The organism is Desulfuromonas sp. CSMB_57, assembly GCF_020194955.2.
In the GTDB taxonomy this organism is placed as follows: Bacteria; Desulfobacterota; Desulfuromonadia; order Desulfuromonadales; family Syntrophotaleaceae; genus JAFCIY02.
Genome location: NZ_JAFCIY020000020.1, coordinates 1 through 13,652 on the forward strand (window position 1 = coordinate 1; position 13,652 = coordinate 13,652).

General features: G+C 58.2%; 10 protein-coding genes. 2 read left to right on the top strand and 8 right to left on the bottom strand.

Going from position 1 to position 13,652, the window contains the following annotated elements:
• Positions 1-229 precede the first annotated feature (229 nt).
• Entirely contained in the window at positions 230-1,513 is a 1,284-nt protein-coding gene (locus JQN68_RS04950) for a tyrosine-type recombinase/integrase (RefSeq protein WP_225072743.1), read from the top strand.
• 204 nt (positions 1,514-1,717) lie between these two features.
• Here JQN68_RS04950 and JQN68_RS04955 read toward each other — a convergent pair whose 3' ends face one another.
• From JQN68_RS04955 to JQN68_RS04965, 3 genes are all read right to left on the bottom strand, one after another.
• On the bottom strand, positions 1,718-2,062 hold the full coding sequence (locus JQN68_RS04955; RefSeq protein WP_225072742.1) for a YkvA family protein: 345 nt from the start codon (positions 2,060-2,062) through the stop codon (positions 1,718-1,720).
• A 128-nt stretch (positions 2,063-2,190) separates the two neighbouring features.
• On the bottom strand, positions 2,191-2,715 hold the full coding sequence (locus JQN68_RS04960) for a ribonuclease H family protein (RefSeq protein WP_225072741.1): 525 nt from the start codon (positions 2,713-2,715) through the stop codon (positions 2,191-2,193).
• Positions 2,716-2,807: 92 nt separating this feature from the next.
• Positions 2,808-3,383 (bottom strand): hypothetical protein, encoded by a 576-nt coding sequence (locus JQN68_RS04965; RefSeq protein WP_225072740.1) that lies wholly within the window; start codon positions 3,381-3,383, stop codon positions 2,808-2,810.
• Between the two features lie 910 nt (positions 3,384-4,293).
• On the opposite strand from JQN68_RS04965, the gene JQN68_RS04970 reads away from it, so the two are divergent.
• The gene (locus JQN68_RS04970; RefSeq protein WP_249621040.1) at positions 4,294-6,423 is read left to right on the top strand and encodes an autotransporter domain-containing protein; all 2,130 of its coding nucleotides are present in this window, start codon (positions 4,294-4,296) and stop codon (positions 6,421-6,423) included.
• Positions 6,424-6,624: 201 nt separating this feature from the next.
• Here JQN68_RS04970 and JQN68_RS04975 read toward each other — a convergent pair whose 3' ends face one another.
• From JQN68_RS04975 to kdpB, 5 genes are all read right to left on the bottom strand, one after another.
• Complete coding sequence (locus JQN68_RS04975; protein ID WP_225073611.1) at positions 6,625-7,191, bottom strand: SOUL family heme-binding protein; 567 nt, start codon at positions 7,189-7,191, stop codon at positions 6,625-6,627.
• A gap of 343 nt (positions 7,192-7,534) precedes the next feature.
• Positions 7,535-8,245: a response regulator gene (locus JQN68_RS04980; RefSeq protein WP_225073610.1), complete on the bottom strand. Its 711-nt coding sequence runs from the start codon at positions 8,243-8,245 to the stop codon at positions 7,535-7,537.
• Positions 8,246-8,276: 31 nt separating this feature from the next.
• Positions 8,277-10,967, bottom strand: a complete 2,691-nt coding sequence (locus tag JQN68_RS04985; RefSeq protein WP_225073609.1) for an ATP-binding protein — start codon at positions 10,965-10,967, stop codon at positions 8,277-8,279.
• Positions 10,968-11,027: 60 nt separating this feature from the next.
• Positions 11,028-11,600 carry a potassium-transporting ATPase subunit KdpC gene (kdpC, locus tag JQN68_RS04990; RefSeq protein ID WP_225073608.1) on the bottom strand — a complete coding sequence of 191 codons (573 nt, stop codon included), beginning with the start codon at positions 11,598-11,600 and terminating at the stop codon, positions 11,028-11,030.
• A 13-nt stretch (positions 11,601-11,613) separates the two neighbouring features.
• Positions 11,614-13,641, bottom strand: a complete 2,028-nt coding sequence (kdpB, locus tag JQN68_RS04995) for a potassium-transporting ATPase subunit KdpB (protein WP_249621046.1) — start codon at positions 13,639-13,641, stop codon at positions 11,614-11,616.
• Positions 13,642-13,652 lie beyond the last annotated feature (11 nt).

Genomic DNA, 13,652 nt, shown 5'->3' on the forward strand with positions numbered 1-13,652 from the left:
GAGATTTCCGGCGTCATCATTGGTGGAGCTGAACGGGATCGAACCGTCGACCTACGCGTTGCGAACGTAATTTTTCACAAAAAAGACATTTCCCTGAGCATCATGTGACATCACATAAGATATTGAAAACAAATGATATAAGTTGTATATTGGTCTCCGGTGTTTCACGGAATTTACTTCTCCGTCACGATAAAAGTGGGGAGAGGGTGGGGAGAGAAAAGGGGGCAGCATGCCGGTTAAATGGAAGGCCTCAGCTTCGCCGGGCGTACGTTATTACGAACATCCTGAACGTAAACATGGCATCAATCCAGATCGCTATTTTAGTATTCGTTACCAGCACAAGGGGAAACGGGTCGAGGAGGGGCTTGGTTGGGCCAGCGAAGGCTGGACCGACAAACTGGCCAACGAAAAGCTCGTCGAACTCAAGCGCGCCGCCAGGCTGGGTGAAGGGGACCGATCTCTCCGTGAAAAACGGGAGAAACAACAGGCGCAAGAGCTTGAGCGGCAGGAGCGTGAACGCCAGGATATTACGGTGGACCGGCTGATCGCGGAGTATGTCGAACGTTATGCCAAGCGCCACAAGGTAAGGTGGGAAGAAGACGAGCGGGCCTTGAAAAAGGACGTTTCCCCGGAGTGGGGGCAGCGCAAAGTCAAAGATATCCGCCGTGCTGATGTCGTTAGGCTGCTTGAGGGAATCGTGGCTCGGGGCGCTCCCGTGCAGGCCTGCAATATCTTAGAAAAGTGCCGCAAGATGTTCAATCTCGCCATGACTTGGGGGCATATCGAATCCAATCCCTTTGCGGGACAGCCACGCCCAGCCCCCCGTCCGGAACGTGACAGGGTTTTGTCCAATGCCGAGATAAAAACCCTATGGGAGGCTTTGGACAGTGAGAATATCGTGATGTCAGCACCGTTGCGCCTTGCCTTTAAATTGATTTTGGTGACGGGGCAGCGGCCTGGAGAAGTGATCGGGATGCATCGGCGCGAAATCGATGGCCGCTGGTGGATCATACCCAAGGAACGTACCAAGACCAGAAGAAGTGCTCATCGGGTTTATTTGTCCGATCTGGCGATGGAACTGCTCGGGGAGGGTGAGGGATACCTTTTCCCTTCACCTGCCGGAGGGAAGCCGATTGCGGAAAACGCACTGGCGCTAAGCTTGAGACGCAATATCCTTGGGAAAAATGTCGTAAAGAAAACTAAAGGGCTGGCAGGCCGTAAGCGCCATTATGCCGCCAGAAAAGCCGAAATGCCAGTCGTTATCAACCGGATCGGCGTTGACCATTTTGTCCCCCATGATTTGAGGCGTACCTTTTTGACCGGCCTGGCGCGTCTACGTGTCGCGTTTGAGGTACGCGAGCGCATTGTAAATCACTCCTTGGGGAAATTGGAACGCACATACAACCAGCATGATTACGACCGGGAAAAAATGGCCGCTATGCAGCGCTGGTCCGAGGAGTTGCAGCGAATTTTGCAAGGGCAAGTTGCCAAGGTCATCAATATTGAGGCGTGAGTAGGCGTCAACTGTCTAGCAAAACCTTGGCGGTGATCAGTCAATGGCTGAAGAAGCCAGGCCTCGTATCTGCCAAAGAGCGGTGGGGGCCGACCCATTACACAGTTTGGGTCCCGGAACTCGAAGAGCCGCCCGGTGCGAACCCGCATACTGGGTGGTGTATGGGGCTGGGGGTTAGAGACCCCCAGCTACCCGATTAGAAGGTCAGTTGCCAAACCATTCTTTTTGTTTTTTCTTGGCTTGAGCTTTTACTTCTTCGGTTATATAAATAGATACAGTTGCAATTGCCGCTGCAAGTACGCCAAGGTCATCACCGTAGCCAGCGACCGGAATGAAATCTGGTATCACATCGAATGGCAAAATGAAGTAGCCAAGTGCACTGTATATGGTGGTTTTTGCCCATCTTGGTGTTTGAGGGTTTTGGGCTGCGTAGTAAAGCCAAAGAGCTTTTTCAATAACTTCTTCGCCAGCAGCCTTTGCATATTTTACGATTTTGTCCCAGAAGCCGCTATCAGAAAACTCCTTTTCGTACCCTTCTGCAACAGACATTACTTACTCCTTGGGTTGGGGGGTGGGATAAAGGCCAAGATCGGACAACAAATCACGGTGGACGTAGTTTTTTAGCCAAAGCCTTCCTTCGCTTTCCTTGAGCCAACTGGTTTTCGGATAAAAACGAGCTAGTGCCCCAGAACCTTCTTCATCTGGTCTCCGGGATAATGGTGCAGCCCCACCATCTCCGTGGCCGTGCGTTTGGTCTGCGCCATGATCTGCAGCATGACGGCACGGATATGGGGGTGGATCTTCTGGAGCACCTTGTTGGAGATCCGGTAGATGCCCTTCATCTGTTTGACGATCAGCTCCGAGTCACAGTAGATGTCGACGTTGGCCTCCTTGAAGATGCCGGTTTTCTCCATGCTGGTCAGCAGGGAGTACATGGAGGCGGCTTCCGCCATGTTGTTGGTGGGGCGCAACTGCCCTTCCAACAGGCCGTTGACGCGAAACCGTCGGCTTTCCAGCAGAGGGAACAGCTCCTGCACCTTTTCGGCTATGGGGGCCCCATTGGGACCCCCGAGAATGTCCTGCTCCTTGTTGGTGATGTCAAACACCACGAAGGAGCCGTAGGCCTCCGCATGGGCTTGGCCGTTGTTGGTGCAGCCTCCGTCGACGAAGGCGATGTAGTGGCGGTACTGGTTGGCGGCCATAGGAGGTCCTTTGTCCCGTCTGCTAAATGCAAGCAAAGAGGAAGTTCCAGAGTCCGGCTTCACTGAAGCCGCCCCCATATTAAATGACGTGGTCAATCCTTCACACCACTCCAACCCACAGCACCGGTCACCATAATACCGCCATCGCCAGGTTCAATCTTCTTCAGATGCAATACCCTGACGGCCAGATCAAGCTCCTGGCTCACACCGTCAAGAGAAAAGGCCATGCTCCCATCACCATCTCCGAGGGAGGCCAGCTTGGTATCGAAGAAGTCCTTGCCGGTCAAAGTCTTAACCACAGTCATGACCAAGGCGGCCAGCATGCCGCGCAGACCCGCCTTTTGGATCGCACAGCTCTTTTCCAGAATCTCGAAACGGATGACATGGGTATTCGTGTGCCAGATGATTTCCGAGGGAAGCACCCTGATGGAGACGGTCGCCGCAATGCCCCTGTGGGCGATGCTTCCTTCAAGGGTAAAAAATTCTCTTCCAGAAACCAGTATCATCTCTCTGAATTCAACACCGGCAGAAGCGCTGATTTTGTCCAGGTTCCTTTTCAGAACCTCATTGACGAGCGCGTCGGGCAACTGAAACTGTCGATCCTTAAAAAGAACCTCCTTGATCACCTTGCCCTTGTCGCGGATCTTCTCCGCCAGGTCGGTAAACATCCTAACCTCCATGGTTACGGTTGGCATTTATGCCGGCCGGCGAAGCGTTCTCAGGTCAACCGCGTTCGGGTGTGCCCTGTTACCGCATTGACACGGTCGGCCTGGATATCGAAGTGAACCGCTGCGTTGGGCGGTGTCAAAAGCAGTTCGAAAAGAAAATTGCCCCAGAATTGGCCCAAAAGAACATCGACTAACAAGCTTTCATAAATATCGACAAAGTGGTAGAAGTTGTCAAGATTTCTAATGTTTGCCCGAACAGGCATTATTAGAGGGCATCACCATCCTGGTAGATGGGGTGCATTGCGAAAAAACTGAGGAGGGAAAGCCTGCTGACTTCAGTGAAACATGCAACCAAACGTATTCTATAATCCTATGGTACGTTTCGATGCATCCTCCTTCGCTGCCACCTCTACGGTGGTACCGGATTCGCAAAAACATCACCCCACATCCTTCTTCACGGCTGGCGCGCCTCCTCCTTTAGAGCAGCCACAACCGAACCGTCGCTGGAACGACCGACCACCCGGTCATCCCCGACGCTCACCCCCTGGTGCAGACTGATCCCGTTCGGCAGAAGAGCACCTGGCTCACCCGCGGGAAGACGTTCCTCGGGATGCCAAGTGGCAGAGGTTTTCAAGCCACGTCGACGTTGCCAGCCACAAAAAGGCCCTGAAATAACAATAAAAATGCAAAGGTTTACAAAAAGTCGACATGACAGGAGATTGAATTTTTGGCAATACTGCTCCGAAGATCTAGAAGTGCGCATTCCAAACTTGGGGCATTGCCGACTTTCGGCCCACTTTAGGGTTCGCAATGCTCTATTCACAGCCCAGAGGTATGGCGAGCCGCGGCCACCTGCTGACATGCAATGCGGAGATGTGACCACCCATTTAATTTGAAGAGGAGGCAAGGTATGGTGAGATGGAGACAGGCGATTAAGCGGCTTCCAGCCCTGGGGCTGTTGGTCGTGGTCTTGGGCGGGTTCAGCCAGGCCCAGGCGGGCGAGTTTACGGTGATCCCCACCTTTGGGGGCAATTACAGCAATGCCTATGACCTGTCCAGAGACGGAAGCACGGTGGTGGGCTATGCCGATGATGAAAATGGTTACCACCGGGCCTTCCTGCTTCAGGGCGGGCAGATGACCGACTTGGGCACCCTGGGGGGCAACTACAGCTATGCCCAATTCGTCTCTGCTGATGGAGCGGTGGTCGTCGGCCACGCCTATACGGGAAACGGGTATTACCATGCTTTCCGCTGGTCCGACGGGGTCATGACCGACTTGGGCACCTTGGGGGGTACCTACAGCTATGCCAACGATATCTCGGATGATGGCAATGTGGTGGTCGGCTACTCCACCCTGTCGGGCAACAACTATCATCGCGCCTTTCGCTGGGCCAACGGCGCCATGAGCGATCTGGGAACCTTGGGCAGCACTTGGAGCTATGCCACGGCCGTATCCGCCGACGGGGCCGTGGTTGTGGGTCATTCCGCCCTGAGCAACGGTGATAACCGTGCCTTCCGCTGGGTGGATGGCGTCATGTCGGATCTGGGCACCCTTGGCGGCAACTACAGTTACGCCTACGATGTTTCTGCCGATGGCCAGGTTGTTGTCGGGTATTCCTATAATCCAGGCAACAATTATCACCACGCTTTCCGCTGGGCCGACGGGGTAATGTCGAGTTTGGGCACCCTCGGTGGCAACTACAGTTATGCCCAATTCGTCTCCGCGGACGGGGCGGTGGTTGTGGGTCATGCTGATACAGGAAGCGGAAATTATCATGCGTTCCGTTGGAGCAACGGTGTCATGGCCGACCTGGGCACTCTGGGAGGCAATTACAGCTATGCCCAGGGTATGTCTTCCGATGGCTCTGTTATCGTGGGCAATGCTTCGACGGAATCCAGTTCCACGGCTTTTCGCTGGCATGCCAGCACCGGTATGCTGTCGGTGGCCGACTGGCTGGCAGAATACGGCGTCTCGGTGGAAGGTTTGGAACTGAGTAGTGCCAAGGCAGTATCCGATGACGGAAAAGTGATCATCGGCCACGCCCATGACGCCAATGGGTACTGCCGGGAATGGCTGGCCCGCGCCGGCGCCCTCATCGACCCCGTCCAGTGGATGCAATCCGTCTCGGGTTCCCGCCAGATCTTCCACACCGGGACACAGTTGGCCAACCTGGCCCTGCACGGCAGCCACCATCGGCCGCTGATGACCTACGACCTCATCGGTCCCGGACCCGGCTTCTGGGTCACCGGCGATCTGGGTGGCTATGGCGACGGCCGCAACACCACCGCCGGCAGCGCCGAAATCGGCCTGTACAACGATTATGCCGCCAATCGGGTTCGCGCCGGCCTCGGTCTGGGCTATGCCGGCCAGCGTCAGGATCTGCCCTTCTCCGGCTCCGCCGACCTGGATGGCGGCTACGTAATCGGAGAAGTCAACTGGCAGGCCCTGTCCGCCACCAAACTCATCCTTTCGGCCACCGGCTTCTACGGCCTGTGGGACGCCGAGGTCAAACGCGGCTACCTGAACGGGTCGGAGGTGGAGCGCTCCCGGGGCGATACCGACGTGCAGAGCTTCGCCTTGCGTCTGAAGGCGGACTGGCTGGACGCAGCCTGCATCGGCAACCTGCACCTCAATCCCTATCTGGGCCTGACCCTGTCCCACACCCGGGTGGACGGCTACTCGGAACAGGGCGGCGGTGTGCCGGCCAGTTTCGACACTCAGAAGCACGACGCTCTGGAAATGCGTCTCGGCATGGCCGGAGTGCAATCTCTGACGGATTCCCTGCGGCTGCGCCTGACTTTGGAAGGCGTACACCGTTTCGATGGCCGTGGTCCCTCCCTGTCCGGTCGCGAGATCGGGGGTTTCGGCTTCGCCTTCGATCTGCCGGGGGACAAGATTGACCGCACCTGGGTGCGAGGCAGCGGGGAACTGGAATACCGCATCGACCAGGCCTCCATGGTCGGTCTGTCTTTGAGCGGCGCCAGCCAGGGCCAGGACCCGGACATCTCCGGCGCCATCACTTATCGCCGCAGCCTGTAATCGACATTCATAGGCGCGATGGACAAAGCATCAACAGGCCGTCGACCATTCGACATGAAAGGGGGGAGGTGAACTACCCGAGTTCGCCTTCCCTCTTTTTTGAACCCAGAACGAAGGGCTCAACCAATCGTAGCCGTTGCCAGCCGCAATGCCCGATATCAGGGTTCCATGCTGCCAACATGTTCGCCGCCTGGGAAGAAGTCAGTTAGCACCCCCAGCTATCGGGATCAGGATCTCATTGCGCCGCAAAAACCATGGAGTATAAGGAGGGTTATACCGGGCCCAGATCGGTTCACCGGTGACGTTGAAGCGGTTATCTCTAATCCATTTTTCCAACTTTTCTTTGTGGAGCTGATAGTTCTCCTCTCTCCAGACACAGGAATAACGAACTACGGCTACCCGGCGAGCAGGGACCTGGCGCAACGTGATATTGGAATCCTCGGGAATTGGCAGAGTTTCCATGGTGTATGAGGCCGGCATCATAAAACTGACGGCCCACTTTCCCTGCATCCTCTGCTGACCGACCGGAGCGGTCATGGCAATCTTCTCTCCCTTCTGTTCCTGCGAAACAGGAGCCGTCATAGCTATCTTTTTGCGTGATTTGTTGCCACCGGAGATGTAACGAAACAGGGGCCTGAAGGCCTTGTTCCCCGCATCTTTCAGGTCTCCCTCAACTAGGATTTCAGCCAGGATCTGGGGCGGGTATTCACGCAATTCGAAGATATCGTCCGTTTTCAAAACAGTGTAGGGGGCTTCTTCGGTTGCCATGGCCGTGGCCGCTCCTGTGAGAAAGAGTAATCCTAGGATAGTGATCAGTCTGATCTTCCAAACCCACCACCCGTTCTGAAGCTACCCCGTCCACCGATTATCCTCCAAGTCCACCCACCTGTTATTACCGAAAGCCATCCGCCCTTTCTGACCATGGAAACAGTCTGATAAATCCTTGATAATCCAGAACTAAATTTAGAACATAACACAAGAAACCCCAATCATTGAAAACCTGGTTGCGCTGTTCGACGTTCTGAAAATGGTGAGTTGTAGGACAACCTTTTTCGACAGCCTAAACGTGCTAGGAAGTCGGGAGGAGCAATCGGGCACTCTCCTTGAGTTATCAGTCCCCGTCATTCCCGGATTTGAACCGATAACCGATACCCGGTTCATTAATGAAAAATCGGGGTCGGGCCGGATCGGCTTCGAGCTTTTTCCGCAATTGCGCCATGTAGACCCGCAGATACTGAACTTGGTTGGCCTGTCTGGGTCCCCAAACTTCGCGCAGCAATTGATTGTGGGTAACAACCCGGTCGGCATAGCGGATCAGGGTGGTCAGGAGCCGGTATTCGATAGGTGTGAAATGAACCTCTTCCCCACCGAGGATGACCTGCCGCCTGGTAAAATCGACCTGCAATTCCCCAGCCTGAAAAACCGGCTCTTCCTTGCCGCTTTCCTGACTGGCTATATGGCGCAGCGACACCCGGATGCGAGCCATCAGTTCGTCGACCCCGAAGGGCTTGGTCAGGTAATCGTCAGCCCCCTCGTCAAGTGCCCGGACTTTGTCGCGCTCCAGTTCTCGGGCGGAAATGACGATGATCGGGGCGTTGGTCCACTCCCGCAGTTTCCTGGTTACTTCCAGCCCGTCAATATCCGGCAACCCAAGATCCAGCACAATGACTGCCGGATTGCGCCCCGCGGCCAGAATCAGTCCCTCCTCGCCGGTTTCCGCCTCGATCAGTCGATATCCCCGGCTCTGCAGCGTCACCCGCAAAAACCGCCGCATCTGCGGCTCATCCTCGATGAGTAAAATCAGTTCTTTCTCTGCATTCATCCATGACTCTCCCATCGGTTCGGCTGCATACTCATGCGATCGTCTCCTCAGGTTCCTCCACAATGGGCGGCGGCAACTGGCCGGTCGGCAAGGTAAAAGTGAACATCACCCCGCCCCCCGGTTGGTTCTCCGCCCAGATCCGGCCTCCGTGGGCGGCGACAATCCCCCGGCAGATGGCCAGACCGAGCCCGACTCCGCCACCGGCATGCTTGCCTCGAACGAATTTTTCAAAAATCCGCTCGATATCCGCCGGTGGGATGCCCGGTCCCTGGTCCGCCACCTTGATCAGCACCTCCTGCTCCCCGGCAACGGCGGACAGGGTGATCGCAGTACCGGCCGGGGTGTACTTGACGGCGTTCTCCAGCAGGTTGCGCAGCACCTGTTCGATCAATAGACCGTCACAGGGGATTAGCTGCAGGTCGGGCGGCAACACGATGGTGAGAGGATGGTCGCGAAATTGACCGGACATCCGGCTCGTCGCTGCTCCCACAATTTCTTCCAGGGACTGCCATTCCCTGGTTACCTGAATGGCTCCGGATTCCAGGCGCGTCATGTCCAGGACATTGCGAATAATCCGATTCAGGTGCTCGGCCTCTTCCCAGATGGTCTGCAACAGTTCGCCGCGGTCGACCGGGTCAAGCACCTCGTCCTGTTGCAACAGGGTGGTCGCGGCTCCGGTAATGGCGGCCAGCGGAGTGCGCAGATCATGGGAGACGGAGCTCAACAAGGTACTGCGAAGGCTCTCCCGTTCTGCAGCCATCAGGGCCTGCTGGGCCTCCTCGGCAAGAAAGGCACGCTCCAGTGCCATTGCGGTCTGGTTCGCGAAGCTCTCCAGAACATGGATATGCTCCGGGGAGAAGGGTTCGGCGGCCGGCTCTGGAAGAATGCCAACTACACCGACCGATTTGGCGGCGGCAATCAGGGGAAGGTAGAGCGCCTTGGCGCCAGGCAGGGTGTCGGTTCCCAACCCGGCCCGTTGCCGGTGATCGAAGACCCACTGGGCGACGCCCCGGTCCAGGGCATGGGTGGCAAAGGCGGTTGCCGGCACGGTCAGGCTCCCCCGATCGTCCGGAACGAGCACCACGGCCTGGCAGGAATAGACCTCACTGAGATGTCGGACGGCGATGGCACTCAGCCGCTCCCGCCCCTCTTCGTGGGCCAGTTCCCGGCTGAGACGCAGCAACGCGGTGGTGCGCCATTCGCGCTGTCGCGCAGCCTCGGCCTGGCCCCGTACCCGCAGGGTCAGTCGGCTGATGACGAAGGCAACGATGAACATGACCGCAAAGGTGATGGAGTGACCAACATCATCGACAGTAAAGGTGTAAAACGGCGGGATAAAGAAGAAGTCAAAAGCGGCCACGCTCAGAAAGGTGGCCAGCAGAGTCGGACCTCGGCCCAGGCGCCCGGCAGTGAGAACAATGCCGAGCAGATAAACCATGACCAGATCGGCAAGTGTGAAGTTCGGGTACATGAGGCTGGCAACAAAGGTGCAAAGCGCGACACCGACGACGCTCGTCAGCCACTCGCCCAGGCGCAGGGGACGCTTTCCGGATCTTACGGCCGGAGCAGGCACCGCCTCACCGCTGTCGCCGGTGATGACGTAGACATCGATGTCGCCGCTGTCGCGGACCACCTCGTCTAGAACCGAGCCGAACAATCTATCCTTCCACCGGGGATGAGTCGGCTTGCCGATAATGATTCGCGTAACGTTGCGGGACCGGGCGTAATTCAGAATCTCTTCGCTCGCCCGATGTCCGGAAAGGGTAACCGTCTCGGCCCCCAGGCTTTCAGCCAGGCGCATGTGTTCGGCGAGTTGTTCCAAATCGCTCGGCGACGGGCGTACTTTGGCGGGGGCCTCGACCGTGACGGCAATCCATTCGGCATGCAACCCGGTCGCCATCCGTCTAGCGGCGCGAATCAGGCGAATGGACCGGGGATTGGCACCTATACAGACCAGAATCCGCTCGGCGGCCGGCCAAACTTCCCGCACGCCCTTGGCGAGCCGGTACCGCTCCATCTGGGCATCGACCCGCTCGGCAGTCCGACGCAGGGCCAGTTCGCGCAGCGCCAGCAGTTTTCCGACGCGGAAAAAGTTTTCCCGCGCCCGGGACGCCAGATCCGCCACGTAAACCTTGCCCTCCTTGAGCCGCGTAAGGAGTTCATCGGGAGGGATATCGACCAATTCGATTTCGTCGGCTCGCTCGAGAACGGAGTCAGGGAGGGTTTCGCGAACGACGACGCCGGTAATCCGGGCGACGACGTCGTTGAGGCTTTCCAGATGCTGGACATTGAGGGTGGTGTAGACGTTGATCCCCATGTCGAGCAGTTCGAAAACGTCCTGCCACCGCTTTTTGTGGCGGGAGCCCGGGGCATTGGTGTGGGCCAACTCATCTACCAGGGCAATCTGGGGTTTACGGGCTAGAACTGCATCGAGGTCCATCTCCGGCAGAGTTATCCCGCGGTATTCGAGTTGCAACCGGGGGATGATTTCCAACCCCGACAGGAGGGAAATGGTTTCGAACCGGCCGTGGGTTTCCACATAACCGACAACCACATCCTTACCGTCCAGCCTCTGACGCCAGGCGTCCTCCAGCATGGTATAGGTTTTCCCGACGCCGGGGGCGGCGCCAAAGAAAATCTTCAGACGACCCTGGTGTTTTCGCTCTTCCTGCCGCTGCGCCTCCTTAAGCAAGAGGTCCGGATCAGGACGACGCTCTTCCATGAACACGCTCCAGGCAATTGAAACCGGTCCAAAAGGGCCAATTCTTTACAGTCTAGCAACTCACCGCAGTTCATCCAAGCCCAAGTTCAGGCGCAGGACATTGACCCTCGGCTCTCCAAGCAGGGCGAAGGTTCGTCCCTCGGTGTGATCCACAACGAGGGCACGGACCTTGGCCTCGTCGAGCCCCCTGGACCGCGCCACCCGCCCGATCTGGAATTGGGCGGCTGAAGGAGACATGTGCGGGTCGAGGCCGCTTGCCGAAGCGGTGACGAGGTCGGCCGGCACCGGCTCTGTGTTTGAAGGATCGGCGACCCGCAGGACTAACAGCCTTGAAGCCACCCGCTCGTGAAGCGCCGGGTTTGCCTGTCCGAAATTTGAGCCGCTGGAGGCGGCGCCGTTGTAAGGAAACGGCGTGGTGGCCGAGGGCCGTCCCCAGAAGTAACGGGGATCGTCGAAGAGTTGGCCGATAAGGGCGGATCCGACAGGTTTTCCGTCCTTAGAGATAATGCTACCGTTCGCCTGGAACGGGAAAAGAACCTGGGCGAAACCGGTCACCACCAGAGGATAGGCGATGCCGGTAATAACCGTAAATGCTGCAAGGAGCACGAGGGCCGGACGGAGCATGGTGAGCATGGTCGTTCTCCTCCTACACGAAGTGAAGCAAGGTAAGGATCAGGTCGATCGCCTTTATGCCGACAAAGGGCACGACCAGGCCGCCAAGGCCGTAGATGAGCAGGTTGTTGCGCAGCAGCCGCGCCGCTCCCACCGGACGGTACTTCACCCCGCGCAAGGCAAGAGGGATGAGGCCAACGATGATCAGGGCGTTGAAAATGACGGCCGAGAGGATGGCGCTGCGCGGCGTGGCAAGACCCATGACGTTGAGCGCGCCCAGTTGGGGATAGATGCCGACAAAGGCGGCCGGCAGGATAGCGAAGTACTTGGCCACGTCGTTGGAGATGCTGAAGGTGGTGAGCGTTCCCCGGGTCATGAGGAGTTGCTTGCCAATCTCAACGATCTCGATGAGTTTGGTCGGGTTGGAGTCCAGGTCGACCATGTTCCCCGCTTCCTTGGCCGCCTGGGTGCCGCTGTTCATCGCCACCGCCACGTCAGCCTGGGCAAGGGCGGGAGCGTCGTTGGTGCCATCCCCGGTCATGGCGACCAACTTCCCGCCCGCCTGGTACTCGCGGATCAATTTCAGCTTCGCCTCCGGCGTCGCCTGGGCGAGGAAGTCGTCGACCCCAGCCTCGGCGGCGACCGCCGCGGCGGTCAGGGGGTTATCGCCGGTGATCATGATCGTCCTGATCCCCATCTGGCGCAGTTCCGCGAAACGTTCCCTCATCCCTCCCTTGACGATGTCGTTGAGGCGGATGACGCCAAGCACCTGCCGCCCCTCGGCGACGACCAGCGGCGTCGCCCCCTGGCGAGCGATATTGTCCACCACCTCCCGGACCTCGGTCGGGAAGCTCCCGCCGTTGCCGGTCACATGCGCCTCCATAGCCTCCGCCGACCCCTTGCGGATCTGCCTTCCGTCCAGATCGACGCCGCTCATCCGCGTCTGCGCCGAAAAAGTGACGAACTTCGCACCGAGAGCATGAATGTCTCGTTCCCGAAGATCGTACTGCTTTTTGGCCAGTACCACGACACTCCTGCCTTCCGGGGTCTCATCCGCCAACGAGGCGAGTTGGGCGGCATCGGCCAGATGACTGGCGCTGACGTCGCCGCAGGGAACGAAGGCTGTCGCCTGCCGGTTGCCGAGGGTAATGGTACCTGTCTTGTCCAGCAGCAGCACGTCAACGTCGCCGGCCGCCTCCACCGCCCGTCCCGACATGGCAATGACGTTGGCCTGAATCATCCTGTCCATCCCGGCGATGCCGATGGAGGAAAGCAACCCGCCAATGGTAGTCGGTATGAGACAGACCAGCAATGCACAGAGAACCGTCAGGGTGACCGGGCTCCCCTGCCCCATCGCCTCGACGTTGAAAAGGGAGAAGGGAAGCAGGGTCACCGTCGCCAGCAGGAAGATGATGGTGAGACCGGCCAGCAGGATATCGAGAGCAATCTCGTTGGGGGTCTTCTGCCGCTTGGCTCCTTCCACCATGGCGATCATCCGGTCGAGGAAAGCCTCGCCGGGGTTGGCGGTGATCCGGACCACCAGCCAGTCGGAAAGAACCTGGGTGCCGCCGGTCACTGAGCTGCGGTCGCCGCCGCTCTCCCGGATCACTGGCGCGCTCTCTCCGGTGACGGCGGCCTCGTTCACCGAAGCGACTCCAACCTCCACCTCGCCGTCGCCGGGAATCAGATCGCCGGCTTCCACCAGAACGAAGTCCCCTTTCTGCAATTGCGACGAAGATACGATGGTGACATAGGCGTCCCGCTCCGGTCGGGAGAGGCGCTTGCATTTGATATCCTTGCGCGAACTGCGCAGGTTATCGGCCTGGGCTTTCCCTCTCCCCTCGGCCATCGACTCGGCGAAGTTGGCGAACAACACCGTGAACCAGAGCCAGAGGGAGACGGCCAGAATAAAACCCGGCGACTCTTCTCCCTGCGCGAGGAGGGAATGGATGAAAAGACCGGTCGTAAGCAAACTCCCCACCTCGACCACGAACATGACCGGCTTGCCCACCTGATGTCGCGGGTCCAGCTTGATCAGAGCGTCGAGCAGCGCCCGGCGCATGATGCGGGAGT

Bases quoted from the DNA above. Each gene is read 5' to 3' on its own strand.
- JQN68_RS04950 (WP_225072743.1), top strand. From the start codon at position 230: ATGCCGGTTAAATGGAAGGCCTCAGCTTCGCCGGGCGTACGTTATTAC.
- JQN68_RS04955 (WP_225072742.1), bottom strand. From the start codon at position 2,062: ATGTCTGTTGCAGAAGGGTACGAAAAGGAGTTTTCTGATAGCGGCTTC.
- JQN68_RS04960 (WP_225072741.1), bottom strand. From the start codon at position 2,715: ATGGCCGCCAACCAGTACCGCCACTACATCGCCTTCGTCGACGGAGGC.
- JQN68_RS04965 (WP_225072740.1), bottom strand. From the start codon at position 3,383: ATGTTTACCGACCTGGCGGAGAAGATCCGCGACAAGGGCAAGGTGATC.
- JQN68_RS04970 (WP_249621040.1), top strand. From the start codon at position 4,294: ATGGTGAGATGGAGACAGGCGATTAAGCGGCTTCCAGCCCTGGGGCTG.
- JQN68_RS04975 (WP_225073611.1), bottom strand. From the start codon at position 7,191: ATGGCAACCGAAGAAGCCCCCTACACTGTTTTGAAAACGGACGATATC.
- JQN68_RS04980 (WP_225073610.1), bottom strand. From the start codon at position 8,245: ATGAATGCAGAGAAAGAACTGATTTTACTCATCGAGGATGAGCCGCAG.
- JQN68_RS04985 (WP_225073609.1), bottom strand. From the start codon at position 10,967: ATGGAAGAGCGTCGTCCTGATCCGGACCTCTTGCTTAAGGAGGCGCAG.
- kdpC (WP_225073608.1), bottom strand. From the start codon at position 11,600: ATGCTCACCATGCTCCGTCCGGCCCTCGTGCTCCTTGCAGCATTTACG.
- kdpB (WP_249621046.1), bottom strand. From the start codon at position 13,641: ATGCGCCGGGCGCTGCTCGACGCTCTGATCAAGCTGGACCCGCGACAT.